A 26911-nucleotide genomic window follows, 5' to 3' on the forward strand; every position below is an offset into this window, starting at 1 on the left:
CCACCTCGTTGCGGATCAAGACGGGGATGTCGGCGATGAGGTTGCCTCTGAGGCGCATGTCACAGTGCGCGGCACCGAGCGGCGTGCGGCGACGCGCTCAGCGGCCGGCGGACAGGCCCCGTGCGAAAGCGGCTTGGCCCACGTGCTGCAGGTCGTCGGAGACCACGCTGACCAGCCGCGCGCCCAGGGTGACGGGCGGGGACCAGTTCTCGTCGACGACGCGGTCCAGGTCGTCCGCGCGCAGGCCGCGCAGGGCTGCCAGCGTCTGCTCGTGGACCGCGTCGTAGTAGCCGACCAGCAGGTCTCCCGAGTCCACCCGGACCTCGGCTACCTGCTGCGGGGTGTGGCCGTAACCCGTGTCCGGGTGGGGGAGGGCCAGTGCGAAGCGGTCCGCCCAGCCGGCGGACAGCCAGACCTGCTTGAGGCCGAAGGCGTCGGCGACATGGTCGTCCTGGACGCGGGTGAGATGCCAGACGAGCCAGCTGATCGAGTTGGCGCGGTCGCCGGGGCGGGCGTTGAGGTCGTCCGGGGAGAGGCCGTCGACGACGGCGTGCACCTCCTCCTGGACGCGGCCGTAGGCATCTAGCAGGACGTCCTTGGCGTGCATGGCTTCCTCCGCGCTCTCCGTGGGCACCGCTCTGTACCTGCCAGTGTCCACCGCGGCGCCGCGGAGCGCCTCAACGCCAGCCGGGGTACGGCCCGGAGAACGGCTCCTCGCAGAGCTTGAACACGGGCTCGCGGCGCACCGGATCGGACGGGGTGGCGAGCTGCACCCGGTCGCCGGTGCGGATCGCGACGAGCGGCCCCGAGACCCGGCACCGGACGGTGAAGCCCTCCGCCAGCTCGACGAGCGACACGTTGCGCGCGGCCGGGGTGTTGCGCTGCACGACGGTCGTGTGGCGGATGACGCCGAGCCCCGCGCTGCGCTCCGTCCGCAGATCGCTGCCCGCGCAGACCGGGCAGAGCAGCCGGTGGAACATGGTGCTGCCGCACCAGCGGCAGCGTTGGTAGAGGAGACCCTCTTCGGCCGACCCCTCGGCCGTCGCCGTCGCCGTCTCCGGGTCGAGTACGCCCGTCGTGGTCCCGCTTCCTCGGTGGAACACGATGTCATCTCCCTGCGCCTGGCCGGAATCCGAAGGTGCGCGGAGTGCCGCGCACAGGCTCAGGCTATGGCACGCAGTGCCACATGTGAAGGTACTCGGTACCCCTTAATTCACCGGGAATCAGTCGGTACTGCGGCCGAGCGTGGTCTCGATCTCCTGGACGACCCGCCACAGCGGGGCGCCGCGCCGGGAGACGACCACGACCACGTCGTCGTCCCTGTCCGCGGCCGTTCCCACCGATCTCGCCGTTCCCGTCGTGTCCGCCCCCCGCGCCGGACCGCCGGACGTCCCGTCCTGCGGTCCGAACGCCTGCTGGACGTGGGTGAGGGCGTGGTCCACCTCGGCCCTGGCGTCGCTGCGGCCGTCCGACCGCAGCCAGGACCGCAGTCCGTTGTTGTGCGCCGCGACCACGGCCGCGGCGATGACGTCGGCCCGCAGCGTCCCGTCGGGCCGGCCCGCGAAACGGCCGCGCAGATACTCGGCCAGCGCCCGCTCGTACCGCCAGACGACCGAGAGTTCGTAGGCCCGCAGCCCCGGGACCTTCCGGGTCAGGCGGTAGCGCTGGACCGAGAACGCCGGGTTCTCGGCGTACATGCGCAGCACCAGGCGTGCGGCGTCGCAGACCCGCTCCACCGGTTCGTGCGCGGGGCCGCTGTCGCGCAGGAACGCGGTCATCTCGGCCAGGCAGCCCTCGTGGTCCGGGAAGACCACGTCCTCCTTGGACGGGAAGTACCGGAAGAAGGACCGGCGTCCGACGCCCGCGAGCGCCACGATGTCGTCGACGGTGGTCTGTTCGTACCCCCGCTCCACGAACAGCTGGAACGCCGCCGCCACGAGGGACTCCCGCATCGGCGGCTTCGGGTGCGTCACGTCGGCCGCCCGGCCGGGACGGAGTGCCTCGCTCATGGTGGGGAACCTAGCACCGGGAGAGGGACTGACGGCACTCAGTGTGCTCCGAACAGGGAACTGAGTGCCATGGTGCTGCCCCGGGTGGCCGGCGTCTCAGTGCGCCTGGCGTGCGGCGTGGCTCTCCACCAGTGCCTGGGTGATCACGCGCACGCCCCGGGCGATGTGGTTCAACTGCGTCAGCTCGGCCGCGTACAGCTTGATCGTGTGCTCGATGACCGACTCCGGCATCCCCATGGCGGGCAGTTCGGCCCGTGCGCTGTGCAACGCGGTGCGCACGACCCGGATCTCCTGCTGGAGCTGGATCTGCGCGTGGCGGGCGAGCAGGACGGGCTGCCGGATCAGCAGCGGGTAGCTGGCGTAGCGGGTCGGCACCAGCTCGCGCAGCCACTTGGCCGCCGATCGTTCCCAGTCGCGGTTGCCGGGCGTCTTGACCTGACAGGGCCAGTCCGTGCTGATGGGTGAGTACGTCAGGGACATGGGCATCGCTCCGAGGTGGCCGGCGGGCGGTTCTTTTTGTCGGTGGCACAGGACCCCACCGGATCCCGATCTTCAGCATGAAGTATTCATATATACCGCCCCGATTCGCAAGGGTATGAAAAAATTCACGGGTGACCGTGGCTGGATTTCACCTTGCGGGGGAGATGTGGCGGTGCTGTGTGTGGGGCGCGTCCGGAACGGCGTGTAGGCGGCCGGAGCGGTCAGTCCTTGAGGAAGAAGGCGTGCTCCTCGGCGACCTGTTCGTACTCCTCCAGGCGGGCCTGGGTGCGCTCCGGGTCGGCGTCGGTCATGGCCTGGAGCAGAGCGGAGGACAGGACGACGGGCGCGGCGTAGGAGTCGAACACGAGTCCGGATCCGGTGCCGGTGGCGAAGACGACGTCGGCCTCGTCGGCCAGCGGCCCCAGTCCGAGATCGGTCACCAGGGCGACGCGCAGACCGGCCCGCCGGGCGACCCGCATGGCCGTCAGTGTCTCGTGCGCGTGCCGGGGCATGGTGAAGGCCAGCACCCACGTACCGCCTGCCTCCCGCGACTGGAGCAGGGCGTCGTAGGCGACGCTGCCGCCCCGGGTCACCAGCCGGACGTCGGGGTGCACCCGCCGGGCGGCGTACGCGAAGTACTCGGCCAGCGACTCGGAGATCCGCAGCCCGAGGACGGTGAGCGGCGCCGACTGTGACAGGGCGCGGCCGGTCGCGATGACCTGCTCCGGGTCGGCGAAGTCGCGGCGCAGGTTCTCCAGGTTGTCGATCTCCGCGTCGACGGCGGCCTGGAGTTCGTTGGGCCGGGCCTCCTCGGCGGCGTCGGGCGTGCTGGCCAGCTTGCTGAGCGCGATCGACTGGAGGCGTTCCCGCAGGGCGGGGTATCCGCTGAAGCCGACCGCGGTCGCGAAGCGGGTCACCGAGGGCTGGCTCACGCCCACGCGGTCCGCGAGTTCCGTGATCGACAGGAAGGCCGCCTCGGTGATGTGCTCGATCAGGTACTGGGCGATGCGTCGCTGGCCGGGCGAGAGCCGGGGGCGGTCGAACAGGGCTCGCAGCCGGGTCGTGGGAGCGGCCTCCGCCTCCGGAACCGCTTTCCCCGCACTGATCGCGGAAGCCTGCGCACGGGCCTGCTGCGGAGATGGCACCGGTGCACCTTTTTCGTGTCCCACAGTGGTTCAACATAGCTCACCGGGAGGGCGGTCCGGCGGTCCGGCGGACGGTCGTCCGTGCTCAACGGGGTGCCCGGCGGTCACCGTACGGGCTGTGTTTCGATACCGGGATTCCGAGTGGGCCGACGAGCGGGACGAAGGACGCGATGACGAGCGGGATGACGAGCGGGAGCGCCGGTGGGCCGGGCGGGGTCGTGGTCCGGTGCCGGGAGGAGGCCGACCTCGACGCCTGCGCGCGGGTGCTCGGCGAGGTCCACGAGGGCGACGGCTACCCCGTGAACCGGCCCGACGAGCCGGTCGCGTGGCTGTCCCCTTCCTCCCTGCTGGCGGCGTGGGTCGCGGAACTCGACGGCCGGGTCGCCGGCCACGTCGTCCTGTCCCGCGGCGGACCGGGCGACCTGGCTCCCGGGCTGTGGCGTGCCCGGCAGGACGCGAGCGGCGCCGCCACCGCGGTGGTCAGCCGCCTGTTCGTCGCCCGCGCGGCGCGCGGCCACGGGCTCGGCGCGCTCCTGCTGACCCGGGCGGCCGAGGAGGCGGAGCGCCGGGAGCTGCACCCGGTACTGGACGTCGTGGCGACCGACAGAGCGGCGGCCGCCCTGTACGAACGTCAGGGCTGGCACCTCCTGGCCACCTCGGAACAGCGATGGGGCCCGGACCGGACGGTCACCGTCCACTCCTACGCGGCGCCCCGGTAGCGGCCGGCGGCGCGGCAGGTGCGCACGACCACGCACAGCCGCGCACCTCACCCGGCCCCCTTACCGGAGGACCCCCGAGCCCTGGCATGATCGTGCGCATGGCTGAACGCGTAATCGCCGCGTGTGACGGGGCGTCGAAAGGAAACCCAGGCCCCGCCGGCTGGGCCTGGGTCGTCGGGGACGGAACGGGGACTCCCACCGAGTGGGAGGCGGGGCCGCTGGGCACCGCGACCAACAACGTGGCCGAACTGACAGCCCTGGAGCGGCTGTTGACGGCCGTGGACGCCAACGTACCGCTGGAGATCCGGATGGACTCCCAGTACGCGATGAAGGCGGTCACCACCTGGCTTCCGGGCTGGAAGCGCAAGGGCTGGAAGACGGCGGCGGGCAAGCCGGTGGCCAACCAGGAACTCGTCGTACGCATCGACGAGTTGCTCAGCGGCCGCTCGGTGGAGTTCCGGTACGTGCCCGCGCACCAGGTCGACGGCGACCCCCTCAACGACTTCGCGGACCGGGCGGCGAGTCAGGCCGCGTTCGTCCAGAAGGCGGCGGGCAGCGGGCAGGGCTCTCCGGAACCGCCGAAGTCCCCGGCGGCCAAGAAGGCGGCACCCGCGAAGAAGCGCACACCGTCCGCGGGCTCCTCCTCGGCGGCGTCCTCCTCGTCCGCGCGGTCCTCGTCCTCCTCCTCACGCACGCTCAAGGCCAAGTTCCCCGGCCGGTGCCGGTGCGGCCGTTCGTACGCGGCGGGCGAGACCATCGCGAAGAACGCCGACGGCTGGGGCCACCCGGAGTGCCGTACGGAGGCCTAGCTCCTGTCGGCCCGGAAGCCTTCTGCCCCTCCCGGATGCGGAACCCGGCACCTGCGGTGACTCTTGATACGTAGGGGTGAACTGACCAGGAGGATGAATCATGTCCGTTTTGGACAAGATCAAGGGCATGCTGAAGGGCCACCCGGACCAGACGAACAAGGGTGTCGACAAACTCGGCGACTTCGTCGACGGCAGGACGAAGGGAAAGTACAGCCGTCACGTGGACACCGCCCAGGACAAGCTCAAGGACCAGTTCGGGTCGGGTCGGGACGACCGGCCGCCGCGGTCCTGAACACCGCGCTCGCAGCGGGCCGGTCCCCTCGTGGGACCGGCCCGCTGCTCTGCTGCCACCGAGGGGCGGGCGTCAGCGTCCGCGGGTGGCCGAGGGGTGGCAGACGACCGTGGGCCCGGCCAGCATGCCGCCGGTGTGGAGGCTCTGCCCCCGGGGCATCCAGTAGCCCAGCTTGGAGACGACGCTCGTGCAGGCCTCCGCGACCCTGGCCCGGACGACCACCGTGGCGGGCCGGCCCGGCTGCAGATCCGTGAGGGCGCAGTCCAGGGCGTACATGCTGCGGGTCGTCGACGGATGACGGCCGGTGAGCGGGTTGACGCAGCGGGCGTCTGACGTGGTCAGCTCCACCCCCGAGGTCTCCTCCCCGATCAGCCCGAAGCGGGCGCTCCCGTCCCCCGCGTCGCTGTCGCGCGAGACGGTGTACGTGAGCGTGGCCGACGCGTGCGGCCGCAGCGTGTGCCGGTCGACCTCGATGCGGTGGGTGGCGACCGGCTTCGGGTCGGTGAGGGTCAGTCTGGCGCGGACCGTACCCCGCAGGTCGACACCGGCGGGCGACGAGCGGACGTGCACCGTGCCGCTGACGTCGTACGTACCCGGTCCGGGGGTCTCCCTGCCGCCGGGCAGCGGGCCCGTGGCGACGGTCCTGCCGCCGCGCCGCAGGGTCCAGGTGCCCGAGCTGAGACAGGCGTACCGGACGGAGGAGCCCGTGCGCCGGCAGGTGGCCGGGGCGGACAGCGACGTGCCCGCGCCCCCGCCGTTCGCGCAGAGGCTGACGAGGGCCCGCTGGCCGCCCGGCCCCCGCAGGGTGCCCGCGGGGGAGCAGACGGTCGACGCGGTGGCAGCCGCCGGCGGCTCGGGCGCCCGGGGCGGGGGCGCCGTCCGTGCCGGCTGTCCCGCGGCGGTCCAGCCCGCGGCGGCCAGCACGGCCGCCGCGGTCAGCAGCAGGGTCGTCCTGCGGGGAGTGGGGCGTACCGGCACGGGTTCCTCCTCTGGCTCGCGCGCATGTGTGCGCATGCGTCGAGGAGAGGATGGGGGAACACCCCGGGGCCGGGCCGTTCCCACGCCGGACCGGCGGACCAGGGCCCGCATGCGTCGCCCGGACGGGTCAGGCCGTCGGGTCAGGCCGATCGGGCGACGCGTACCGTGTCAGCTCGCGTCGATGCCGTTCGTGCAGGCCGCGCCCGGCTCCGGTGTCTGCGCGCCCTGCACGTACTTCGTGAGGAACTGCTGGACCCGCGGGTCGGACGCCTCCTCCACGGTCAGCTGCTTGCCCCAGGCCGACAGCATGAGGGCGCCCGCCTGCTCCGGCACCGGACTCATCAGCGTGTACGGGGTCTTGGCGACCTTGTCGGCGAGCGTCTGCACGTCGGCGTCCGCCGCCTTGTCGTTGTACGTGATCCACACCGCGCCGTGCTCCAGCGAGTGCACGGCGTTCTCGTTCGGTATCGCCTTCGTGTAGACCGAGCCGTCACAGGTCATCCACGCCTGGTCGTGGTCGCCGCCGACCGGCGGATTCATCGGGTACGACACGGACTTCGTGACGTGGTTCTGGGTCAGCTTCTTCGCGTCCCAGGACTTCTCGCCGTCGACGGGCTTCTTCGCCGCCGCCTGCTGCTGCTCGTCCTTGTCGTTCGCGCGGTCGATGTAGTACGCGCCGAACCCGACGAGTCCGGCGACGATGACCGTGCTGACCGTGATGGTCAGGACGCGGTTTCTGCGTTCGCGGGCCTTCTCGGCGCGGCGCATCTCCTCGATACGGGCCTTGCGGGCCGTGGAAGCCGACTTCTTGCTGGATCTGCTCATGGGAGTGCGTTCCTTGTCCCCGCCGCGCCGGTCGTCGGGGCGGCGGTGGGTGGAGGGGGGGCGACCGGACGTCGTGGTGCGGACGCCGGTCTAGATCCGCTGCACCTGGAGGACGTGGAGGTCGGGGGCCACGCGCGTGGGGGGCGGCACGGGAACGCGGCGTGCGGTGGCCGGTCGGGCGACGGCCGGCAGGGGCGCCGCCACCGCGGGGAGGAGCTGAGTCCCCACCGGCAGCACGGCCCGCGCCTCCCGGGTGGGCAGGCCGCAGCACTGGTCGTGCTCGGCGGGAGCGCCCAGCCGCTCGTGGGCGACGGAGACGGTGACCACCGGGAGGGAGGGCGGAGCGGTCCCGCCGTGCGAGGGCAGGTATCCCAGACATGCCGCCAGCACCGCGAACAGCACGGCCAGCGCAGGACACAGCGCCGCGGCCCGCGTGACGCGGCGCGCTCGCTGCGGTGCCCGGCTGCTCATCACCGGTGATGGTATGCGGTGCCTGTGACAGCCCTTCCGGGACCCCGGGGAACGCGGCACGACCCGCACGCCTCGCCTTCCTGGTGCCGGCCTGGCGGGGCTCGGACCTGTCAGGCTCGGAGGGTCACGTTCGGACCTGTACGAGGGCGTGTGTCCCGCTCGTGCGCCAGGCCTCCGTGCCCGCGTCCAGCTCCGTCAGGACGCCGGGCGTCAGGCCGGTCACGACGTCGCACTTGAGCGTCCGCAGCGCCGCCACCGGACCGGGGAAGTACGCGGTGGCCTCGGCGAACGGCGTGGTGGCCGGCCAGTGCCTGTCTCCCACCAGACGACGGTAGTTGAGGTCGCCCTTCATGACGGTGAGGGTGGCGGACGCGAAGTCCTCCCGGAGGTCGGCCGGCATCCGGTCGTAGGAGTACGGGGCGCAGGAGAACGGGTGGGTACGCGGGATCAGGCGTCCCTCGACGACGGCCCGCCGCAGCCGTTCGCCGACCGCCGCCGCGTGGCCCGACGCACCGGTCAGCCGGTCGAGGCAGGCGAGCGTGTCGGCGGTGGTGGCGTCGGAGACGTAGTACGGATACGGCTTGAGGTGCAGGACGACACGGGCCGCCCGCCCGGTCGTCAGCAGATGGTCGGCGAGGACGAGGTCGGGGAGCAGTTCGGGGCCGGCGTTGTCGGCGACGAGGCAGACCTTTCCGGGCTCTCCCGCATCGAGGATCTTCCACAGCGTCGCCGATTCGTCGACGACGAGGCCCTGCACCCGCTCGCCCAACCCCGCCTCTCCTGCGGACAGCTGGAAACCGAGATCGGCGCGGTTGCCCCAGAGCGAGGAGAGCAGGAGCGTGCGGTCCCGCTCCGGCGGCGCGAGCGAGGGAAGTCGGTCGAGCGCCGACAGTTCGTCGTCCACCTCGGCACCCGCGAGCTCGGCGTGCTTGAAGGGGGCGAAGGGATCGATGCCCAGCCAGGGGCCCGGGGTGAAGTGGCGCAGGGCGGCCAGGAGTTTGCGGTAGAAGAAGCTCTCCGCCCAGAGGAACGGCACGTCCGCCCACCGCTGCCCGTAGTACGGCTCGTCCCGCCAGTGCCCGGCGTCCGGTTCGTCGTCGCCCAGCCGCTCGACGGTCCCCTCGGTGATCTCGTCGAGGAGGGCGTCCAGCGCGCGTTGGTGCGCGGGCGGGTACGGGGTGGCCCGCCGCACCCGCTCGACGAGGGCGGGGTGCCGCTCGTCCAGCACGCCGCGCGCGAAGGAGCCCGGGGTCCCGACGACGACAGGGGCAGGATCGGGGCCACGGGCCGGGGCGGGGGTGAGGTTCTCGGTGTCCGGATCGGTGTCGGCGGGGGCTCGGCCGGTGTGGGGACTGGGGCGCGTCATGCCCCCAGTAAACCGGCCGTGCCGTCCACGGGCCGGGTCGAGCCGTCGAGTCGTCGTCGGGTGCCGGCTCAGCCCCAGCTCTGTGAGTACTGGTTGCGGTAGCGCTTGCGGCCCCGTTCCGAACGGATCCGCAGGGCCACCAGCGCGAGCAGACTCCCCGCGATGACGAACAGCCCGGGGCCGAGGTTCCGGTACTCCCCGAGCCGGTCCAGCGCCGACGTCGTACTGCCGGTCCCGCCCTGGGGGCCCGTGTCCGCCGGGCCCATGGCTCCCGGCAGGACCGCGCCGCCGGGGGCGGTCGAAGAGGTGCCGGGCGGTGCCGCCGCAGCGCCCGCGCCGCTGCCCGAGCTGTTGGTGCTCCCGGCCGAGGGCGCGGCCTGACCGGCCTTTCCGGGGTCACCGGCGAGCTTCACGCCGAGCGAGTCCAGGGCCTTGGTCACCGGCTGGAAGAACGTCGTACCGCCTTCCTGGCAGTCCCCGCTGCCGCCCGAGGTGACGCCCAGGGCCAGTCCGTCGGCGAACATCGGGCCGCCGCTGTCACCCGGTTCGGCGCACACCGTGGTCTCGATGAGTCCGGTGACCGTGCCCTGCGGGTAGTTCACCGTGGCGTTCAGGCCCGTCACCTGACCGGACTGGAGGCCCGTTGTGCTGCCGCTGCGGAAGACCTTCTGGCCGACGGCCGGATCGGCCGCTCCGACGATCCGGATGCCCTGGCCGTTGCCGACGGACACGACGTCGGCGCCGCTGAGGACGGTTCCGGGGCTGTACCGCACGAGCGAGAAGTCACCGCCGGGGAACGAGTCGGAGACGGTCGAGCCGACCTGTTTGGTCCCCTGCTGGTCCGAGAACCACGTCGTGCCCACGGGGCCGCAGTGGCCGGCCGTGAGGATGAAGTCGTTTTGCCCGTTCGTCACGTTGAAGCCCGCGGAACAGCGTCCCGACCCCGCGAAGAGTGCGTCGGCGCCGTTCAGCCGCGGTGTGAACGTGCCCTCCGTGCGCTCCATGCGCACGGACTTGCCGATGCCCTCGGCGACCTCGGTCAGCCGTGCCCACTCGGCGGCGGAGACCGTGGTGTCGGCGCGCACCACCACCTGGTTCGTCGCGTAGTCCATCGCCCAGGAGGTGCCGGCCACCTTGGGCGCGTCCTTGAGTGTCGCGGTGGCGGTCCTGAGGTCCTTCATGGTGTAGCGGACGACCTTGGCGACGGCGCCGGCGTCGCGTACGTCGGCCGCCGCCTTCTCGTCGGTCACCGCGACGACCGGACGTCCCTCGGCGTCGATCCAGCTGCCCGCCGTGCGCGAGGTGCCCAGTTCGGCCACCAGCTCCTGTCCTGTCCGCGCGGCCTCGGTCTCGACGCCCGGAGTCCTCCGGTCGTCGGACGTCTCGCTCGCCATGGCCTGCGTGACCATCAGCCCTCCGCAGGCCAGCCCGCCGATGGCGGCGAACCGTGCGATTCGCTGAACATTGCGTCGTGCATGCCTCATCCATGGCTCCCGTGTGACTGTCCTGACACAGCGTCACTCCTGCGGGCGTCACCGCAGGGTGAACGCCCTCCTCCAGTACGTGTCGTCGCGCGGTCCGGTTCACCGGGGCGCCCGGCGGTTCGTGGTCGGCGCGAACCCGCCTGTCGCCCATGGCCCTCCGTGCGACGGGCTTTTGCCGAAACGGCAAGGTTCCTCGCTCCTCGCTGCGGTCGACCGCCATGATCGGTATCAGTGGATCTCGTCGTATCTCGTCAGATCTCGTCGGATCTCTTTGGATCCCGTATCAAGGAGCACATATGTCGCAGGACGCCAGCCCGTTCACACCGGCGGACGCCCGGCACCGACTGGTCGATGTGCCCGGTGGCCGTATCCATCTGGTCGAGCAGGGCACCGGCCCGCTGGTCCTGCTGGTCCACGGCTTCCCCGAGCTCTGGCACTCGTGGCGCCACCAGCTCCCCGCGCTCGCCGCGGCGGGCTACCGCGCGGTGGCCGTCGACGTACGCGGATACGGGCGCTCGTCGGTGCCCGAGGCCGTGGACGCGTACCGGATCGGGGCCCATGTCGAGGACAACGTGGCGGTCGTCCGGGCGCTCGGCGCGGAGAGCGCCGTGATCGTCGGCCACGACTGGGGCTCGACCATCGCCGCCGACTCCGCGCTGCTCAGGCCCGACGTCTTCACCGCCGTCGGCCTGCTCGGGGTGCCGTACGCGCCCAGGGGCGGCATGCGGCCGACCGACGCCTTCGCCATGATCGGTGGGGACGAGGAGTTCTACGTCAGCCACTTCCAGGAGCCCGGCCGCGCGGAGGCGGAGATCGAGCCGGACGTGAAGGGCTGGCTGGCCGGCTTCTACGCGACACTGGCCGCCGACACGATGCCGGCGTCGGCGGCGGGCTCGGTCTTCTTCGTACCGAAGGGCGGCAGGCTCTCCGACCGGTTCGTGACGGACCGCCCGACCTGGCTCACGGACGCGGAACTCGACTTCTGCGCCGCCGAGTTCGAGCGGACCGGTCTCACCGGCGCGCTCAACAGGTACCGCAACATGGACCAGGACTGGGAAGACCTCGCCGAGTGGGAGGGCGCCCCCATCACCCAGCCGTCGCTCTTCGTCGCCGGTGAACTGGACGCCTCCATCGCCTGGTTGGCCGACGCGATCAAGGCCTTCCCCAGCACGCTGCCCGGCCTGGTCTCCTCGCACCTGGTCGAGGGCTGCGGCCACTGGGTCCAGCAGGAACGCCCCGACGAGGTCAACCGGCTCCTGACCGACTGGCTGGAGTCCGTGAGCCGCAGCCGGTGAACTCCCTGCGGCTGGGCGGATCGGGCAGGGTGGTTTCGTGTGCCCGCGCAGACCTAACCCTCGCGCGCGGGCCCTCGGGTCTTCGTCAGATGCGCGAAGACGACGACGTTGCTCCGGTAGCCGGACGCGCGGTCGTACACCCCGCCGCAGGTGATCAGCCGCAGCTCCGGACGCTTGCTGGCGCCGTACACGTCCTGGCTGGGGAAGCGCGACTTCTCGTACAGGCGGACGGTGTCCACCGTGTAGACGACGGTGCGTCCGTCGGCGCGCCGGGACTCGATGGTCCTGCCGGGCTTGAGCGTGCTCAGGCCGGCGAAGACGGCGGGGCCGGTGCGGGTGTCCAGATGGCCGACGATCACGGCCGTGCCGGTCTCTCCGGGTGAGGGCCCGCCCTCGTACCAGCCGGCCAGCTTGGGCTTGTCGAGGGGCGGGGTGGTGAGCTGTTGCCGTCGGTCCAGGCCCAGTGCGATGACCGGGGCCTTCAGGCCGAGAGCGGGGATGCTCAGGCTCGTCGGCCTGGATCGGGGGAGCGGTCGGAGTGTCCGGGACGGCTGTGCGGATCCCGGTGGCCGAGGCGGCGGGATCGGCCGGCGGACGGCGGGTCGTTCGGGAGCGGGGCTGCGCCGGGGCTCCGGTGACACGGAGGCGGGCGGGCCCGGGGACGCCTTCGCGTCACCGGACCCCGCCGCCGGGGCGGCGACCGGCCCAGCGGGCCGATCGTCGTCCGAGGCCCACCAGATGCCGCCCATCACCAGCGAGAACGCCAGGACCAGCGTTCTCGTCAGGCGGTAGGCACGTGTGCGGTACCAGGGCCTGGGCGCGCGCCTACGCGGCACCGTCGGGCCGGCGACGCAGCATCCGGAAGTAGACGAAGCCGGACACGCCGACCAGGCCCACCGCTCCGGCGGCCGCGACCGCCGACACGGTCGGCGCGTCCGCCAGGCCGCCGCCGCCCGCCGGCACGCCTCCCTTCGGTGGGACGCCCTGCACGGCCGCCTTGCAGTCGACCGTGAACACCTTCTGCTTGCCCGCCCCGACCGCGCCCGCGATCTTCCACGTGAGCTTGTACTGGCCGTCCGGCAGCGCCAGTGTGTCGGTGTAGCCGGTGCCGATCGGGAGGGTCAGGGTGCCGTTGAGCGCGGCACTGGCCGAGGCCGCCGGCTGCGGCTCGATGACCCAGGTGATCCCCGGTACTCCGTCGAAGTTGAAGGCGGCCAGGTAGAACTTGCAGACCTTGGCCTCGTTGCGCTGGTCGGTGGGGGACGTGGTGACCGCGTGGATCTTGACGTCGCCGTTGTCGCCGGGGGCGGCGTAGGCGGCCGGTGCCCCGAGGAGGGCGGTGCCGGCGAGGGCGGCCGCGGTGAGGGCGGCGGCGCCGGTGCGGGCGCCGACGGAGCGGGTGAGCGATGAGGTGGGCATACGAGGTCCTCCGAGCGGAATGATTGTCGTACAAATCGGTGGTGCAACCGACTGTCTTTCACATTCGGAGGCCGGAAACGCGACGCATCGCTGATGGGACGTCAGAGATCCCCCGTCCGGACCAACCATTCGGTGCTCAGCCGCTCCTCGGTGGCAGCGCGGGGCGACGGCATCGTCCGGGTGGACCCGCATGAACACGTCCGAGGGCCCGCGGAGCAGCGCCTCGGCCGGTGGACCGCGCACCGGTACGCGCCCCAGACCCCGCCCCGGGCCCCGGGCGCCACGATGATCCGCGCGCCGGCTCGACCTCGTCCTCCGCGGCGTCGCACCGCAACGCCCCGTATCCGCGCGGTCGTTCACCGTCGACGAGGACACGGGCCCGCCGTGCGTCGTATTTCTGCGGGACAACGGAAAGGATCGTTGACGCGGCGGGAGCGCGGTGCCAACGTGCTCGAACCAGTCCTCCCGGCCGGTCGGGAACCCCGGGTGGCGCCGTACGGACGCCACCCGTCGCACGGCGCATCCAGGCGAACGGAGGACTTGTCGCCATGTCAACAGCCAGTGGAGACCCGACCACGGGGACCGCCGACTTCTCGGCCGCGCCCCTGGCCGACACAGCCGTCCCCGAGGAGTGGGAGGACCGCCCCCAGGACGCCTTCGGGAGTGCGGACGTCACCGAGGTGAGCGAGCCGGGGCAGCGCGCCGCCGGTGAGACGGCCGCGACGCACGCCGGGTCCGGCGCCGCCCTCGCGGCCCACCGCCCCACCCGGGGCCGCTACCGCGGCAGCGGCGGCGGCTACGAACTGGACCTGCGGGTCGACGTCGACAGCGTCCCGGGCGGCCCCAAGGTCCTGCGGAAGGTCAGCGGTGACTTCTTCAGCACGGGCGGCGGGACGAAGGCCTACTTCGGCTCGTTCGTGGTGGACGCGCCCACCGTCTCCTGGACCGCGGCCCAGGTCGTCATCAGGGGAATCGCCGCCTACACCTGGAAGACCACCCACACGCTCGTGCGGGTCACCGTCCCCCGCAGCAGGACCAACCAGCGGCCGGGCGCCGCGACCGTCGAGTTCCTCCGCCCGCCGGGGCAGCCGGGCGCCACCTACGTCTGCCCGTACGTCTCGCCGTACTTCCGTACCGTCGAGTGGGAACAGGACTCCGTGACCGGGGCCGTGCCCTTCCTCTCCTACGACACCGGATCGCTCCCGCAGCCCGCCAACAGCCCGGCCCGCGTCCTCACCGTGCCCCGGGCCTACGCCGAGGCGGGTATCGAACTGCTGGTCTCCGGCACCGCGAACGTCATCGCGAACAGCCCGAACGGCTGGACCAACACCGAACTGCACGCCGCCATGGAGAGCAACTTCAGCCTCTGGCGCAACGTCCCGCAGTGGAAGGTGTGGCTGCTCGTGGCCGGCAGCTACGAAGGCATGACGGGCGTGCGCGGCATCATGTTCGACGCCGCAGACGCCTTCCAGCGGCAGGGCTGCGCGGTCTTCTACGACCTGATCCAGGGCACCGACCCGGAAGCCCGGCGCGCCATGCTGCGCACCTACGTCCACGAACTCGGCCACTCCTTCAACCTGTTGCACTCCTGGCAGAAGAACCTGGCCACGCCCCCGGCCCCGCTCGGCGGCAACAACGGCCTCGCCGACCTGTCCTGGATGAACTACCCGCAGAACTACCAGCCGTTGAACGGGAACGGCGGAGCGGCCGCCTACTGGGGCGCCTTCCCCTTCCAGTTCACCGACAACGAGCAGATCCACCTGCGGCACGGCTTCTACCGGAACGTCATCATGGGCGCCGACGCGTTCGCCACCGGCGCCGCCGACATCGAACCGGAGCTCTTCGACGAACCCCTCACCGACGAGTCCGGCCTCCGCCTCGACCTGCGCGCCGGCAAGAGCGGCTTCTCGTTCGGCGAACCCGTGGTCGTGGAGCTGAAGCTGGAGACCACCGACCTGCGCGGCCGCTCCACCCACCACCACCTCCACCCCGACGACGAACTCGTCAGCGTCGCCATCAGGCAGCCCTCCGGACGCACCGTGCTCTACCGGCCGCTGCTGCGCCGCTGCGTCGACCAGGACCAGTCCGTGCGCCTGGACGCGAACCGGCCCGCGATCTACAGCAGCGCCTACATCGGCTACGGCCGCGACGGGCACTACTTCCAGCAGCCGGGCACCTACCAGCTGCGCGCGGCCTATCTGGCCTCCGACGGATCCCGGATCGTCTCACCGGTGCTGCGGCTCGACGTACGGCACCCCGTCAGCCAGGCAGACGTCCGGCTCGCCGAGCTGATGATGGGCGAGGAGCAGGGCAAGATCCTCGCCCTGCGCGGCTCCGACTCGCCGGCGCTGCGGTCCGGCAACGACGCGCTCCAGGAGGTCATCGAGCGGCACGGCACACACCCCTTCGCCGTGTACGCGCGCCTCGCCAAGGGGCTGAACTTCGAGCACGAGTTCAAGAGCCTGAGCCCGGACAAGACCGAGCTGACCGTGCGGCCCCCCGACCCCAAGTCCGGGATCGAGCAGCTCGCCCAGGTCGTGAAGGTCTCCCAGCAGGGCAAGGGCGTCGACAACCTGACGCTCAACCTGGCCTCACGGCGCCTCGCCCGCGCCTACGCCCGCCAGGGCGACCTCGAAGAGGCCAACACCACGCTCGACCGGCTGATCCGGCACTTCGACACACCGGCGTACAAGCCGTACGTCGTGGACGCCGTGCGCGACCAGGCCGACACCACGAAGGCGCAGCTCACCGCCGACTTCGGCGGCTGACCCGTGCTCAGGCGGCCCGCACCGGGACGGCATCCGGTTGCGCCCGGGAAGGCACTCACGGGGTACCCCTCTGCCCGTGAGCGCCTTCCCCGGCCGGCTGTGGCAGCATCGCGGGCAGACCCCGGACGACGGGTGACGGGGAGGCACAGGGAGGAAGCCGCCAGGTGATCGACCTCGTCCTGTACGGGCCGAGTGGCCCCCAGCCCCTCGGCCGCCCGGCCGCCGTGCGGGTGGAGATCCGCAACACCGGCGGGCACGGCCTGTGGATCGCGGGCGTGCTCGACGGCTCCGAGAACGGCCTGCGCTTCCCGCGCTATCTGCCGACCGTGACGCGTGTCCAGGGCACCGAAGGCGCCGAGGAGGGCGTCCTGGTGGCGTCACCCGCGCCGGCCGAGGACCCCCTCGTCGCGCCGCTGCGCCCCGCCGACCTGCGCGGTCTCGCGCCGGGCGAGTCGTGGGACCCGGTCTCGGGGCCGGGCTGCCTGCCGCTCACGACCTTCGCCCACTTCGCCCCGCGGCGGCCCGGCCGCTACCGCTACGCCCTCACGCTCGACACGGACGCCGCCCGGCCCGAGGAGTGGCTGGGCGGCTTCGGGGTGTCGGCCGGCCCCGGGCTGCGGGAACTGCTGGCACTGGTCGCGCGCGTCCCCCGTACGACGGTCGTGGCCGACCCGCTGGACGTGGACTTCCGCTGAGCGGGGAGCAGCTGAGCGGGGGTCACGAACGGGCCGTCAGGCGTGCCGAGGACTCCACCAGCGACACGGTGAAGGGGTGCGCGGGCGCCGTGAGGACGTCCAGGGCCGGCCCCTGCTCGACCACCTCCCCGGCGTCCAGCACCGCGATCCTGGCGGCGAGCCGGGCCGTGTCCAGGTCGTGGGTGATGAGGAGGAGGGAGAGGTCGTCGCGGTCGCGGAGCAGCCCGGCGAGCAGGTCGAGGAGGCCCCGCCGGGTGACCGTGTCGAGCCCGGAGGTGATCTCGTCGCACACCAGCACCCGCGGCCGGGCGAGCAGGGCCCTGGCGAGCGCGGCCCGCTGGAGCTCGCCCCCGGACAGCCGGGCCGCGGTACGGCCCGTCAACTCGCGGGACAGCCCCAGGCTGTCGAGCGTGTCCGACGCCTCGGCGTACGCGTCGGCCGTGGGCGTGCCGCGGAGCCGCACCGCGGTCCTGGCCACCTGGTCGAGGACCGGACGGTACTCGTCGAAGGAGGCACGCGCGTCCTGGAAGACGTACTGCACGGCCGCGAGCTGGGCCGGCCCCCGGTCACGCAGACTGCGCGGCAGCCGGACCCCGTCGAGCAGCACCTCGCCCTCGTAACGCCGGTGGAGTCCGGCCAGGCAGCGGGCCAGGGTCGTCTTCCCGCTGCCCGACCGGCCGAGCACGGCGAGGCATTCGCCGCCGTACACGGTGAGTTCCGGGACGCGCAGCACCTCGACGCCGGGCCGGTGGCGGGCCCGCAGGCCGTGGACGCGCAGCACGGCCGCCGGGCGGGCCCCACTCGCCGCGGCCTCGGTCAACGGTGGCTGATCCGCCAGGAGTTGACGCGTCCAAGGGTGCGACGGGGCCGGCCAGACCCGCTGTGTCGGGCCGGATTCCACGACCCGGCCGTCGCGCAGGACCAGTACCTCGTCGGCGAGCGCGCGCACCGTCTCCAGGTCGTGACTGAGCAGGACGACTCCGATGCCGCGCGCGGCGATCGCCGCCAGTTCGTCGACGACCCGGCGCTTGGTGAGCGCGTCCTGACCGGTGGTCGGCTCGTCCGCGACGACGACCCGCGCGCCGAGCAGCACCGCCTGGGCGAGCACGACACGCTGCTGCTGGCCGCCCGAGAGCTGATGCGGGAAGCGACGCAACAGCGTCTCACCGTCCGGCAGTTGCGCCGCGGCCAGTGCGCTCAGGACTCGCTCCCGGGCCGCCGGACGACGCGCACGGCGGGGCAGCTCGCGCACCTGACCGCGTGCGATGTCGTGCAGCAGCGCACCGACCCGCCGCGCGGGGTTGAGCACCGCCGCCGGATGCTGCGGGACGTAGCCGACCAGCGCCTCGGTCACCCGTACCGAACCGGAGACGCTCGCGCCCGGCGGGAACTCGCCCAGCAGCGCGCGGCCCGTGGTCGTCTTCCCGCTGCCGGAGGCCCCGACCAGCGCGGTCACCTTCCCGGGCAGCACCCGCAGACTCACCCCGTCCACGATGCGTCTGCCGCCGACCTCCACGGTCAGCCCCTCGATCTCCGCGACCGCGGTGGCCCCGCTCATGGGCGTGTCCCCTTCTTGTTCTTGTCCTTGCGGTCGAGTGCCGCGTCGAAGAGCAGATTGCAGCCCATCGTCAACGCCACGATCAGCAGCGCCGGGACGACCACGGCCCAGGGCTGCACGAACAGCCCCGTGCGGTTGCGGTCCACCATCACCGCCCAGTCGGCCGCGTCCGGCGCCACACCGATGCCCAGGAACGCGGCCGTGGCCACCAGATACAGCACGCCGGTCAGCCGTATCCCCGCGTCGGCGACGAGCGGCCGCAGGATCGACCGTCCGACATGGCCCACGGCGACACGCCACCACGACTCGCCCTGCATCCGCAGCGCCTCCACCGCCGGACGCGAGGCCACGTCCGCCGCGGCGGCCCGGACGATCCGCGCGGCGTCCGGGATGTTCACGAACGCCACCAGCAGCGTCAGCCCGGCGGCCCCGGGTGAGAACACCGAGGCCACCAGCAGGATCATCAACAAGGACGGCACGGCGAGCAGCACGTCCAGCGGCCGCATCAGCGCCTCCTCCAGCCAGGTCCGGTGCGTCAGCGCGCCGATCAACCCGAGGGGCAGCGCCACCAGATACGCGAGGGCGGTCGCCGCGAGCGCCACGACGACCACGGGCCGGCCGCCGAGCAGCACCTGGCGCCACACGTCACGGCCCACGAAATCCGTGCCGAGCCAGTGCCCGTCGCCGAGCGTGAACGAGGCGGCGCGCGGCCCGGGACCGCCCACGAGCAGCGGCCCGCACAGGGCGAGGACGAGCGGCACACACACCAGGACCGCCCCCGACACGAACCGCCCCGGCGACCGCCCGTCCCGGCCTGCTTTCCGGTCTCTCCTGCCCGCCGTCTGCCACCGTTCCCTCACGCGGCCACCTCCGCCCGCGGCGCGAACCGGTGGGCGACCAGATCGGCTCCCAGGTTCAGCACCACCGTGATCACCCCGAAGACCACCGCGAGCCCCTGGACCACGGGGACGTCCCGCTCGGCCACGGCGTTCATCAGTACGGTTCCCAGACCGGGGATCACGAACAGGGCCTCCACGACGATCACTCCGCACAACAACCAGTCGACGGTACGGGCGAGTTGCTGGGCGGCCGGCGCGACCGCGTTCGGCAGGGCGTGCGCGTACCGCACCCGGGCGCCCGGGATCCCGTACCGCCGGGCGTGCGCGGCGTACGGCGAGGCGAGCGCGTCGATCATCCCGGCGCGCACCAGCCGGGACAGCGAGCACACCGGCCGGGACAGCAGGACGAGCACCGGCAGGACGAGCGCGGCCGGATGCCCGAGCAGATCCGTGCCGTAGCCGACCGCCGTCGGTGGCAGCCAGTCGAGCCGCAGCGCGAACACCGTCACCAGCAGCACCCCGAACGCGAACTCCGGCACCGCGTACACCGCCAGCGTCACCGCGCTGACCAGCCGGTCCACGAGCCGCCCCGCGAACCGCGCGGCCAGCACCCCGAGCCCGACCCCGACCGGCACCAGCAGCGCGAAGGTGAGCGCGGCGAGCAGCAGCGTGGGCCCGAAGGCGCCGGAGATGTACGAGGAGACGGGCCGCCCGGAGGCCAGCGAGGTGCCGAAATCGGCGTGCAGCAGCCCGGCCGCCCAGTCCGCCAGCCGTTCGTACGCGGGCCGGTCCAGGTCCATCGCCTCGCGGATGGCGGCGATCCGCGCCGGGTCCGGCTGGTCCCCGGCGAGGGCCACCGCCGCGTCGCCCGGCAGCGCCTCGGTGAGCGCGAAGACCAGCAGCACCACGGCCACGGTCTGCGCACCGCCGAGCAGCAGCCGCCGGACGGCCCAGGAACCCAGTCCGTTCACGCCAGCCAGACCTTGTCGAACCGCGCCCAGTCGAGCGTGTTGGCGGGCGCCTCGCGGTCGACGCCCTTGACCTGCTTGGTCGTTCCGATGATCCAGTCGGCGAACCCCCACACCAGGAAGCCGCCCTCGGCGTACAGCCGGCGCTGCATCCGCCCGAACACGGCGGCGCGTTCCTTGTCGTCCTTCGTGGACTGCGCCTGCTGGTAGAGCGCGTCGAAGTCCTTGTGGTGCCACTTGGTGGCGTTGGTGGTGGAGTCGGTGAGGAGCCGCTGCGAGATGTGGGACTCGATGGGCATGGCTCCCGAGCGGTAGCAGCACAGGGTTCCGGAGTCGAGGATGTCCGCCCAGTACGAGTCCTTGCTGCCCATCTTGATCTCGACGGTGACACCGGCCTTCGCGGCCTGGTCGCGGAAGATGCTCGCCGCCTCGGTGAAGCCGGCCGCGACCGCCGACGTGTCCAGGGTGACCTTCAGCTTCTCGGCGCCCGCCTGCTTCAGCAGGGAGCGGGCCCGGTCGAGGTCCTGCTCGCGCTGCGGAAGCCCGTCGGAGTAGTACTCGTACCCCTTGCCGAAGAGGTCGTTGCCGACCACGCCCGCGCCGGACAGGGCCCCGTCGACGAGTTCCTGGCGGTCGGCGATGAGGAAGAACGCCTCCCGGACCCGCTTGTCGTCGAAGGGCGCCCGGTCGGTCTTCATGGCGAAGGCCTGCATGGCGCTGTTCCGCAGCCGCACGATCTCGATCTGCCCCTTGCCCTCATGGGCGCGCGCGGTCGTCGGGTTCAGCTCATGGGCGTACTCGACCTGCCCGCCGAGCAGCGCGTTCACCCGCGCGGACTCCTCGTTGGCGACGACGAACTCCACCTCGTCCAGGTGCGGGGCGCCGTCCCAGTGGTCGTCGTTGCGGCGGAAGACCGCGGAGCGGCCCGGCGCGAACGACACGAAGCGGAACGGCCCCGAGCCGACCGGCTTCTTGTCGAAGTCGGCGGCCGAGGACCCGGCAGGAACGATGTACGCGCCGAACGCGGCCAGCACGTTGGGGAATTCGGCCGTCGGCCGCTTGAGGACGAACTCCACCGTCCGCTCGTCGACGACCCGGCTCGCCTCCAGGTCGACGGGTTCGAGGGACGCCTTGGCACGGAACGCCTTCTCGGGGTCGGCGATACGGCGGAAGCTGAACAGGACGTCCTGGGCGGTGACGGGCCTCCCGTCGTGGAAGTCAGCCTTCCGCAGGGTGACCTTCCAGCGGTCGAGCCCCGCGTTCGGCTCCCAGCCGGAGGCCAGGCGCGGCTGGGCGGAGAGGTCGTCGCCGTAGTCGGCCAGCTTGTCGAAGAGCGCCTTGGCGCGCGCCACGTCGGCGAACAGGTTGGCCAGGTGCGGGTCGAGCGTCTCGCTCGCGCCGCCGCCCGCGAAGGCGGCCCGCAGCCGTCCGCCGCGCCTGGGCTTCCCGTCGCTCCCGCCGTTCCCGTCGCCGGAGCCGCCCGAGCCCGAGCCGTCCGAGCCGCCGCAGCCGACGAGAGCGAGGGCGCCGATACCGGAGGCCGCCGCGAGAAGGCCTCTGCGACGGAGGCCGGGATAGTCCTGCATGAGGTTGTCCTTGCTGTGTGAGGTACGAGGCTGGGTGAGGCGTGATGGAGGCGTGGGGTGTGCGGTGTGCGGTGTCCGGGGGAAGGTCAGCCGGCGAGGCGTGCCACCACGTGCAGCCGGTCGCCGTCGGCCGCCGTGCCGGGCACGTCACCCTCCTGCCAGGGGGGTTCGGTGCGTGGCCCCGGCCCGTCGTGCAGCGCGAGCACGGAGAAGCCGTGCCCGGCCAGGAAGTGGCGCAGTTCCTGCGGGAGGAGCAGCCGCCACGCCGAGCGCTGTTCGACGGGGGCCGAGCCGTCGTCGGCGCGCCAGACGCGGGTACGGCGCAGGAGTTGCGCGGCGCGGTCGACGCGCAGGGTGGTCGTCGAGCGGTACGAGGTCCCCTGCCAGGTGAAAGCGGTGACCTTCGGCGCGGTCAGGAGGTCGACGCGGCCCAGGAAGTAGGCGCCGTTGCGCATCTCGGCGACGAGGAGTCCGCCGGGAGCCAGGCTCCGGCGGCAGGAGGCGAAGAATCCGTCGAGGTCGTCGTTGGTGTGGCAGTACAGGAGCGAACTGTCCAGGCACACCACCGCGTCGAAGGAGCCAGGTCCGGGGCCGGGTCCGAAGGAGAAGTCCCGCAGATCGGCGCGCACATACCGTGGTCCGGGGTGCCGCTGACGGGCGTACGCCAGCATCGCCTCGGAGAGGTCGGCGCCGACGACCGACCGGCCCGCGCCGTGCAGATGCGCCGCGTCCCGCCCGGTGCCGCATCCCAGGTCCAGCACTTTGGGCCCGGCCCCGTACCGGCGCAGACAGTCCTCGGTCCACCGCCCGGCCAGCCGGTCGGGGTCGGGGAACCTGGCCTCGTACAGCTCCGGGTTGTCGGTCAGCAGATTGCCGCTCGTCATACCGTCGCCTCCACGAGAACGGGGCGTTCGGGCAGGGCCCCCTGGCGGCGCAGCCAGGCGACCCCGCCCGCCGACGCCAGCCCGAACACCAGACAGCAGGCCCAGGGCAGCCAGGCCGCGCCCTGCCGGTCCCCGGCGTCCATGGCCCAGCCCACGACCGTGTTGCCGACGGCCGCCGCGATACCCGACACCATGTAGAAGATCCCGAAGTACGTGCCGGTCAGCTCCGGCCGTCCGAAGCCCGGGATCAGCTCCATCACGAACGGCTGGGCGACCATGACGCCGACGTACAGGAACAGGACGCCCACGAGGACGGGTACGGCGTGCCACAGCTGCGGGGAGGCTCCCGACACCAGCATCGGCGGCAGGAAGGCCAGCCCCATCAGGGCGAGTCCGACCCCGATGACCCCGGCCCGCCTGCCGTACGTCTTCAGCGCCCGGGTGAGCCGCAGTTGCAGCGTGAGATTGGCGAGCGTCCCCACGAGGAACACGAGTCCGGCCGCGCCGTCCCAGCCCGTGGCCCGGCGGGCGCCGTCGGGCAGCAGCAGATACAGCTGGTTCTCCAGGGTGAACATGCCGACCATGGCCAGCGAGAACGCCAGGAACGCGCGGTTGCCGACCACCTCTCGCCAGTCCCCGAGCACACTGCCCGCACTCGGCGGGACCGCCCGCGCGGGCAGCACCATCGCCTGCGCCACGGTGAGCAGCGCGAAGATCGCGGCCGCGGTGAGCGCGGACGCCCGGAAGTCGACGAGCAGCAGGACGCTGCCGAGCAGCGGCCCGACGAGCGCCCCGGTGGTCGCGAAGACGTTGAACAGCGCGAACGCCTCGGCCTTGCGCTCACCCGCCTCCTGCGACAGATACGCCCGCACGGCCGGGTTGAACAGCGCCCCCGCCAGCCCGCTCAGCACGGACGCGGCCAGCAGCACGGCGAGCCCGTCGCCGAGCGCGAACAACGCGAAGCCGACGGTACGCACCGCGCAGCCGGCGATGATGACCCCGCGCGCGCCGAGCCGGTCCGCGGCCGAGCCACCGATGAGGAACAGCCCCTGCTGGCTGAGGTTGCGCACCCCGAGCACGACGCCGACGACGGCCGCCGACATGTCCAGGTCCTCGCCCAGATGCGTGGCCAGGTAGGGGATGAGCAGATAGAAGCCGGTGTTGACACCGAACTGGTTGACGAGGAGGAGCCGGATCGCGGGCGAGAAGCCGCGCATCTCATGCAGCGTCTTCACGGCCCGCCGCCTCTCCGGTACGCCGGGCCGGGTCCGCGTGCCTCTCCCGGACACCGAGTCCGGGCAGCTCACTGACGCGTACGACACCGTCGGTGCCGCCGATCCCGGTCCACGGGTCGTCGGCGAGCAGCAGATGCCCGTCGAGGTCGGCCCAGCGGGCCCGGTCGGCCAGGTGCACGGCGGGGGCGAGACCGAGCGTGCTGGCGGTGAGACAGCCGAGCATCAGCGCGGTGCCGCTGCCTTCGAGCAACTCCGCCATGCGCAGGGCGGCTCGGGGGCCACCGCACTTGGCGAGCTTGACGTTCACCCCGTGCACGCGGCCCGCGAGACGGCGTACGTCCTCGTGGCCGACGGCGTCCTCGTCGGCGATCAGGGGCAGCGGCGAACCCTCGGCGAGCCGCGCCAGGCCCTCCGGGTCACCGGGAGCGACAGGCTGCTCTATGGCTTCCACGCCCAACTCGGCGTACTGGGGGATGAGCCGGCGGGCCTGGTCGTGGGTCCAGGCGCCGTTGGGGTCGAGCAGGAGCCGGGCGGTGGGCGCGGCGGCGCGCATCGCGCGGACGCGGTCGAGGTCGTCCTCGGGGTCCGGGGTGCCCGCCTTGGCCTTGAGGAGGGTGAATCCGGCGCTCACGAGGGCGCGTGCCTGTGCGGCGGCGTGCGGGGCCGGGACGATGCCGATGGTGCGGGCGGTGGCGGCACTCGGAGCGGCGGCCGCGCCCGCGCCGGTACCGGTGTCGCCGTCGGCGCCGAGGAGCCGGTACACGGGGGCGCCGGCCCGCTTGCCGCAGAGGTCGAGCAGCGCGGCCTCCACGGCGGCGACCACCGCGGGCGGCCGCTCGCCCGACGGCCACGCGCGCAGGGCGCTCTCGGGGTCGGGGAAGCGGGCCAGGTCGTGGCCGGACTCGTACAACCGCCCTTGCAGCGTGGCGGTGTCGAGGCCGTAGTAGACGCTGGTGACGGCCTCGCCGTGGCCGTACAGGCCCTCGTGCTCGATCGTCAGCCAGACGGCGTCGCGGGCGGCCGTCGTCGAACGGGATATGCGCAGCGGCTCGGTGAGTACGAGCCGTACGGTGCGCAGGGTGGCCTTCACGGGCTCCCTTCCAGGGGGTCCAGGGGGTCCAGGGGGTGGAGAGGGTCGGTCACCGTGGTGCAGCGGACCCAGCCGGTGGCTTCGACGGCGCGTGCGTGCGGGATCTCGACGGGCCGGGTGGCGGCGGTAGCCGGATCGAGGCCGTGCGCGGCGGCGAAGTCGTCGTCGTAGACCGTGCCGAGATAGCGGTGCGGACCGTCGGGGAAGACCGTGGCGACCACGGCGCCGGGATGGACCCGGGCCGCCCACGCGGAGACCAGCGCGACCGCGCCCGTGCTCCAGCCGCCGCTGACGAAGCTGCCGCGGGCCAGCCGCCGGCAGGCGTCAGCGGCCTCGGCCGGGCCCACCCAGTGCACCTCGTCGAAGGCCTCGTAGGCCACGTTGCGCGGGTGGATGCTGCTGCCCAGGCCGCGCATCAGCCGGGGCCTGGCGGGCTGGCCGAAGATGGTGGAACCGGTGGCGTCCACCCCGATCAGCCGCAGCGCGGGCCAGTGCCTGCGCAGCGGCCCCGCGATCCCGGCGCTGTGGCCGCCCGTGCCGACACTGCACACCAGTACGTCCAGGTGATCGAGCTGAGTGGCCAGTTCGGCGGCGAGCGACGCGTATCCGGCGATGTTGTCGGGGTTGTTGTACTGATCGGGCCAGTACGCGTCCGGCAGCGTCCCGAGCAGCTCGCGCAGCCGGGCGAGCCGGGCGGCCTGCCAGCCGCCCACCCGGGCGGGACGGTCGACGAGTTCGAGGCGGGCGCCGTAGGTGCGCAGCAACTGCCGCATGGACGGTTCGAGTTCGGTGTCGCCGACGAGCACGATGGGGTGCCCCAGGGCCTGCCCGGCGAAGGCCAGACCGATGCCGAGCGTCCCGGAGGTGGACTCCACCACAGGTGCTCCCGGGCGGAGTTCACCCCGCTCCCGGGCGCCGAGCAGCATGGACACGGCGGCCCGTGCCTTCATCCCGCCGGCGGCGAGACCTTCCAGCTTGGCCCAGAACCCGGGCTGCGGACACGGCAGGTCGGTGGTCACCCTGGCCAGCGGGGTGCGGCCCAGCAGGGCGAGCAGATCGGGGTTGGCGGCGAGGGGACGCAGCGCTGCGGTGGTCACGACGCCACCTCCGTACAGCCGTAGCGGTGGACGACACCCGCACCGCCGTCCAGCCAGAAGAAGGGGTACGGCTCCGCGCACACCGCGCTCACTCCGGCGCCCAGGAACCACGGCAGGACGGCGCTGCCGGTCTGCGCGAACATCACCAACTGCTTGCCGCCGCGCAGGACGTGCTCCCGCAGGGGTTCGAAGGTGCCGTTGCCCAGGGTCATGCCGGAGGCCAGTACGGCGTCGCAGCGGTCGAGTTCGGCGAGGGCGTCGGTGGCGACCGGCTCGCCCCACTCCGTCGTACCGCCCTTGAGATCACACGGTATGTACGGGACGCCACGTGAACGCAGCGCCTCCAGGAGGGAGTTGACGACACCGACGACCAGGACGCGCTGCCCGGGACCGACGTCGAGGAGTTCGACGACGGCCCGCGCCCGTGCGCGGGACTTCTCCAGGGAACTCCCGGCGGGCAGGGGCCGGGGGAGTGCCCCGTTCTCCGGCGTGTGCGGGCGGACATGCATCAGGTAGGCGTCCAGCGCGGCCACGCGCACCGGGGGGAGGGGATGTTCCAGCAGCCGCGCGACCACCGCCCCGGCGCAGTCGTCCACCGAGCCGTCCGGCAGCGCGCCGGGTTCGACCGCGCACGAGCCGACCGCTCGGCCCAGACGCAGGCTGAGCACCTCGTTGCGGTAGCCGCCGCGGCGCCCGTCGTGCCGTACGGCCTGACGCGTGGTGAATGCCACGGCGATCCGCAGGTCCCGGGGGTCGGGTCCGAGCTCGCCGGCCAGCGCCCCGCGGACCAGAGCGTCGTACGAAGGGGGCCGCGGGAGCGAGTGCCCGGGTGCGGGGGAGGGCGTGGGCGTGGGCGAATGGGTACTGGCCGGTGTCGACATGACGGCCGACCCGGTGTC

Annotated in this window: 27 protein-coding genes; 6 read left to right on the forward strand and 21 right to left on the reverse strand. The window is 72.7% G+C overall.

What is annotated here, in order from left to right; all coding sequences use genetic code 11:
- Window positions 1–97: 97 nt before the first annotated feature.
- From ACLVWQ_RS04205 to ACLVWQ_RS04225, 5 genes are all read right to left on the reverse strand, one after another.
- On the reverse strand, window positions 98–607 hold the full coding sequence (locus ACLVWQ_RS04205; protein ID WP_414107389.1) for a mycothiol transferase: 510 nt from the start codon (window positions 605–607) through the stop codon (window positions 98–100).
- A gap of 70 nt (window positions 608–677) precedes the next feature.
- Window positions 678–1103: a Zn-ribbon domain-containing OB-fold protein gene (locus ACLVWQ_RS04210; protein ID WP_414106770.1), complete on the reverse strand. Its 426-nt coding sequence runs from the start codon at window positions 1101–1103 to the stop codon at window positions 678–680.
- Between the two features lie 120 nt (window positions 1104–1223).
- Window positions 1224–1952 carry a TetR family transcriptional regulator gene (locus tag ACLVWQ_RS04215; protein WP_414107390.1) on the reverse strand — a complete coding sequence of 243 codons (729 nt, stop codon included), beginning with the start codon at window positions 1950–1952 and terminating at the stop codon, window positions 1224–1226.
- Window positions 1953–2105: 153 nt separating this feature from the next.
- A complete protein-coding gene (locus tag ACLVWQ_RS04220) occupies window positions 2106–2489 on the reverse strand; it encodes a hypothetical protein (protein WP_414106771.1) in 384 nt (127 codons plus the stop codon).
- A 221-nt stretch (window positions 2490–2710) separates the two neighbouring features.
- On the reverse strand, window positions 2711–3634 hold the full coding sequence (locus tag ACLVWQ_RS04225) for a MurR/RpiR family transcriptional regulator (RefSeq protein ID WP_414106772.1): 924 nt from the start codon (window positions 3632–3634) through the stop codon (window positions 2711–2713).
- A gap of 170 nt (window positions 3635–3804) precedes the next feature.
- Here ACLVWQ_RS04225 and ACLVWQ_RS04230 point away from each other — a divergent pair, with 170 nt between their 5' ends.
- From ACLVWQ_RS04230 to ACLVWQ_RS04240, 3 genes are all read left to right on the forward strand, one after another.
- The gene (locus tag ACLVWQ_RS04230; RefSeq protein WP_414106773.1) at window positions 3805–4353 is read left to right on the forward strand and encodes a GNAT family N-acetyltransferase; all 549 of its coding nucleotides are present in this window, start codon (window positions 3805–3807) and stop codon (window positions 4351–4353) included.
- Window positions 4354–4439: 86 nt separating this feature from the next.
- Window positions 4440–5162 (forward strand): ribonuclease H family protein, encoded by a 723-nt coding sequence (locus tag ACLVWQ_RS04235; RefSeq protein WP_414106774.1) that lies wholly within the window; start codon window positions 4440–4442, stop codon window positions 5160–5162.
- A gap of 100 nt (window positions 5163–5262) precedes the next feature.
- Complete coding sequence (locus tag ACLVWQ_RS04240) at window positions 5263–5454, forward strand: antitoxin (protein WP_414106775.1); 192 nt, start codon at window positions 5263–5265, stop codon at window positions 5452–5454.
- Between the two features lie 72 nt (window positions 5455–5526).
- Here the strand turns inward: ACLVWQ_RS04240 and ACLVWQ_RS04245 are convergent, their stop codons facing one another.
- The 5 genes from ACLVWQ_RS04245 to ACLVWQ_RS04265 form a co-directional block, all read right to left on the reverse strand.
- Complete coding sequence (locus ACLVWQ_RS04245) at window positions 5527–6432, reverse strand: hypothetical protein (protein ID WP_414106776.1); 906 nt, start codon at window positions 6430–6432, stop codon at window positions 5527–5529.
- Between the two features lie 168 nt (window positions 6433–6600).
- Complete coding sequence (locus ACLVWQ_RS04250; RefSeq protein ID WP_414106777.1) at window positions 6601–7257, reverse strand: DUF3105 domain-containing protein; 657 nt, start codon at window positions 7255–7257, stop codon at window positions 6601–6603.
- A 90-nt stretch (window positions 7258–7347) separates the two neighbouring features.
- Entirely contained in the window at window positions 7348–7728 is a 381-nt protein-coding gene (locus ACLVWQ_RS04255) for a hypothetical protein (protein ID WP_414106778.1), read from the reverse strand.
- Window positions 7729–7852: 124 nt separating this feature from the next.
- Window positions 7853–9094 carry a damage-control phosphatase ARMT1 family protein gene (locus tag ACLVWQ_RS04260; protein ID WP_414106779.1) on the reverse strand — a complete coding sequence of 414 codons (1242 nt, stop codon included), beginning with the start codon at window positions 9092–9094 and terminating at the stop codon, window positions 7853–7855.
- Between the two features lie 68 nt (window positions 9095–9162).
- A complete protein-coding gene (locus ACLVWQ_RS04265; RefSeq protein WP_414106780.1) occupies window positions 9163–10578 on the reverse strand; it encodes a S1 family peptidase in 1416 nt (471 codons plus the stop codon).
- A 296-nt stretch (window positions 10579–10874) separates the two neighbouring features.
- Here ACLVWQ_RS04265 and ACLVWQ_RS04270 point away from each other — a divergent pair, with 296 nt between their 5' ends.
- Window positions 10875–11873, forward strand: coding sequence for an alpha/beta fold hydrolase (locus ACLVWQ_RS04270; RefSeq protein WP_414106781.1), 999 nt, complete (start codon window positions 10875–10877; stop codon window positions 11871–11873).
- Window positions 11874–11926: 53 nt separating this feature from the next.
- Here ACLVWQ_RS04270 and ACLVWQ_RS04275 read toward each other — a convergent pair whose 3' ends face one another.
- The gene (locus ACLVWQ_RS04275; RefSeq protein WP_414106782.1) at window positions 11927–12709 is read right to left on the reverse strand and encodes a class F sortase; all 783 of its coding nucleotides are present in this window, start codon (window positions 12707–12709) and stop codon (window positions 11927–11929) included.
- Entirely contained in the window at window positions 12699–13292 is a 594-nt protein-coding gene (locus ACLVWQ_RS04280) for a hypothetical protein (RefSeq protein ID WP_414106783.1), read from the reverse strand. The genes ACLVWQ_RS04275 and ACLVWQ_RS04280 overlap by 11 nt, the downstream gene beginning before the upstream one ends.
- A gap of 548 nt (window positions 13293–13840) precedes the next feature.
- On the opposite strand from ACLVWQ_RS04280, the gene ACLVWQ_RS04285 reads away from it, so the two are divergent.
- Both ACLVWQ_RS04285 and ACLVWQ_RS04290 read left to right on the forward strand, forming a co-directional pair.
- Window positions 13841–16060 carry a hypothetical protein gene (locus ACLVWQ_RS04285; RefSeq protein WP_414106784.1) on the forward strand — a complete coding sequence of 740 codons (2220 nt, stop codon included), beginning with the start codon at window positions 13841–13843 and terminating at the stop codon, window positions 16058–16060.
- Window positions 16061–16224: 164 nt separating this feature from the next.
- Window positions 16225–16755, forward strand: coding sequence for a hypothetical protein (locus ACLVWQ_RS04290; protein ID WP_414106785.1), 531 nt, complete (start codon window positions 16225–16227; stop codon window positions 16753–16755).
- Between the two features lie 22 nt (window positions 16756–16777).
- On the opposite strand, the gene ACLVWQ_RS04295 is transcribed toward ACLVWQ_RS04290, so the two are convergent.
- The 9 genes from ACLVWQ_RS04295 to ACLVWQ_RS04335 form a co-directional block, all read right to left on the reverse strand.
- Window positions 16778–18313 (reverse strand): ABC transporter ATP-binding protein, encoded by a 1536-nt coding sequence (locus ACLVWQ_RS04295; RefSeq protein ID WP_414106786.1) that lies wholly within the window; start codon window positions 18311–18313, stop codon window positions 16778–16780.
- Complete coding sequence (locus ACLVWQ_RS04300) at window positions 18310–19098, reverse strand: ABC transporter permease (RefSeq protein ID WP_414107391.1); 789 nt, start codon at window positions 19096–19098, stop codon at window positions 18310–18312. Before ACLVWQ_RS04300 ends, ACLVWQ_RS04295 begins: the two co-directional genes overlap by 4 nt.
- A gap of 71 nt (window positions 19099–19169) precedes the next feature.
- The gene (locus tag ACLVWQ_RS04305; protein ID WP_414106787.1) at window positions 19170–20123 is read right to left on the reverse strand and encodes an ABC transporter permease; all 954 of its coding nucleotides are present in this window, start codon (window positions 20121–20123) and stop codon (window positions 19170–19172) included.
- A complete protein-coding gene (locus ACLVWQ_RS04310) occupies window positions 20120–21706 on the reverse strand; it encodes an ABC transporter substrate-binding protein (protein WP_414106788.1) in 1587 nt (528 codons plus the stop codon). Before ACLVWQ_RS04310 ends, ACLVWQ_RS04305 begins: the two co-directional genes overlap by 4 nt.
- A gap of 86 nt (window positions 21707–21792) precedes the next feature.
- Window positions 21793–22590, reverse strand: a complete 798-nt coding sequence (locus tag ACLVWQ_RS04315) for a class I SAM-dependent DNA methyltransferase (RefSeq protein WP_414106789.1) — start codon at window positions 22588–22590, stop codon at window positions 21793–21795.
- On the reverse strand, window positions 22587–23825 hold the full coding sequence (locus ACLVWQ_RS04320) for an MFS transporter (RefSeq protein ID WP_414106790.1): 1239 nt from the start codon (window positions 23823–23825) through the stop codon (window positions 22587–22589). Before ACLVWQ_RS04320 ends, ACLVWQ_RS04315 begins: the two co-directional genes overlap by 4 nt.
- A complete protein-coding gene (locus tag ACLVWQ_RS04325) occupies window positions 23809–24915 on the reverse strand; it encodes an enolase C-terminal domain-like protein (RefSeq protein WP_414106791.1) in 1107 nt (368 codons plus the stop codon). The genes ACLVWQ_RS04320 and ACLVWQ_RS04325 overlap by 17 nt, the downstream gene beginning before the upstream one ends.
- Window positions 24912–26012, reverse strand: a complete 1101-nt coding sequence (locus ACLVWQ_RS04330) for a PLP-dependent cysteine synthase family protein (protein ID WP_414106792.1) — start codon at window positions 26010–26012, stop codon at window positions 24912–24914. The genes ACLVWQ_RS04325 and ACLVWQ_RS04330 overlap by 4 nt, the downstream gene beginning before the upstream one ends.
- Window positions 26009–26893, reverse strand: coding sequence for a Rossmann-like domain-containing protein (locus ACLVWQ_RS04335; RefSeq protein ID WP_414106793.1), 885 nt, complete (start codon window positions 26891–26893; stop codon window positions 26009–26011). Before ACLVWQ_RS04335 ends, ACLVWQ_RS04330 begins: the two co-directional genes overlap by 4 nt.
- Window positions 26894–26911: the final 18 nt, after the last annotated feature.

This window comes from Streptomyces sp. CWNU-52B, assembly GCF_047444975.1.
Lineage (GTDB): Bacteria > Actinomycetota > Actinomycetes > Streptomycetales > Streptomycetaceae > Streptomyces.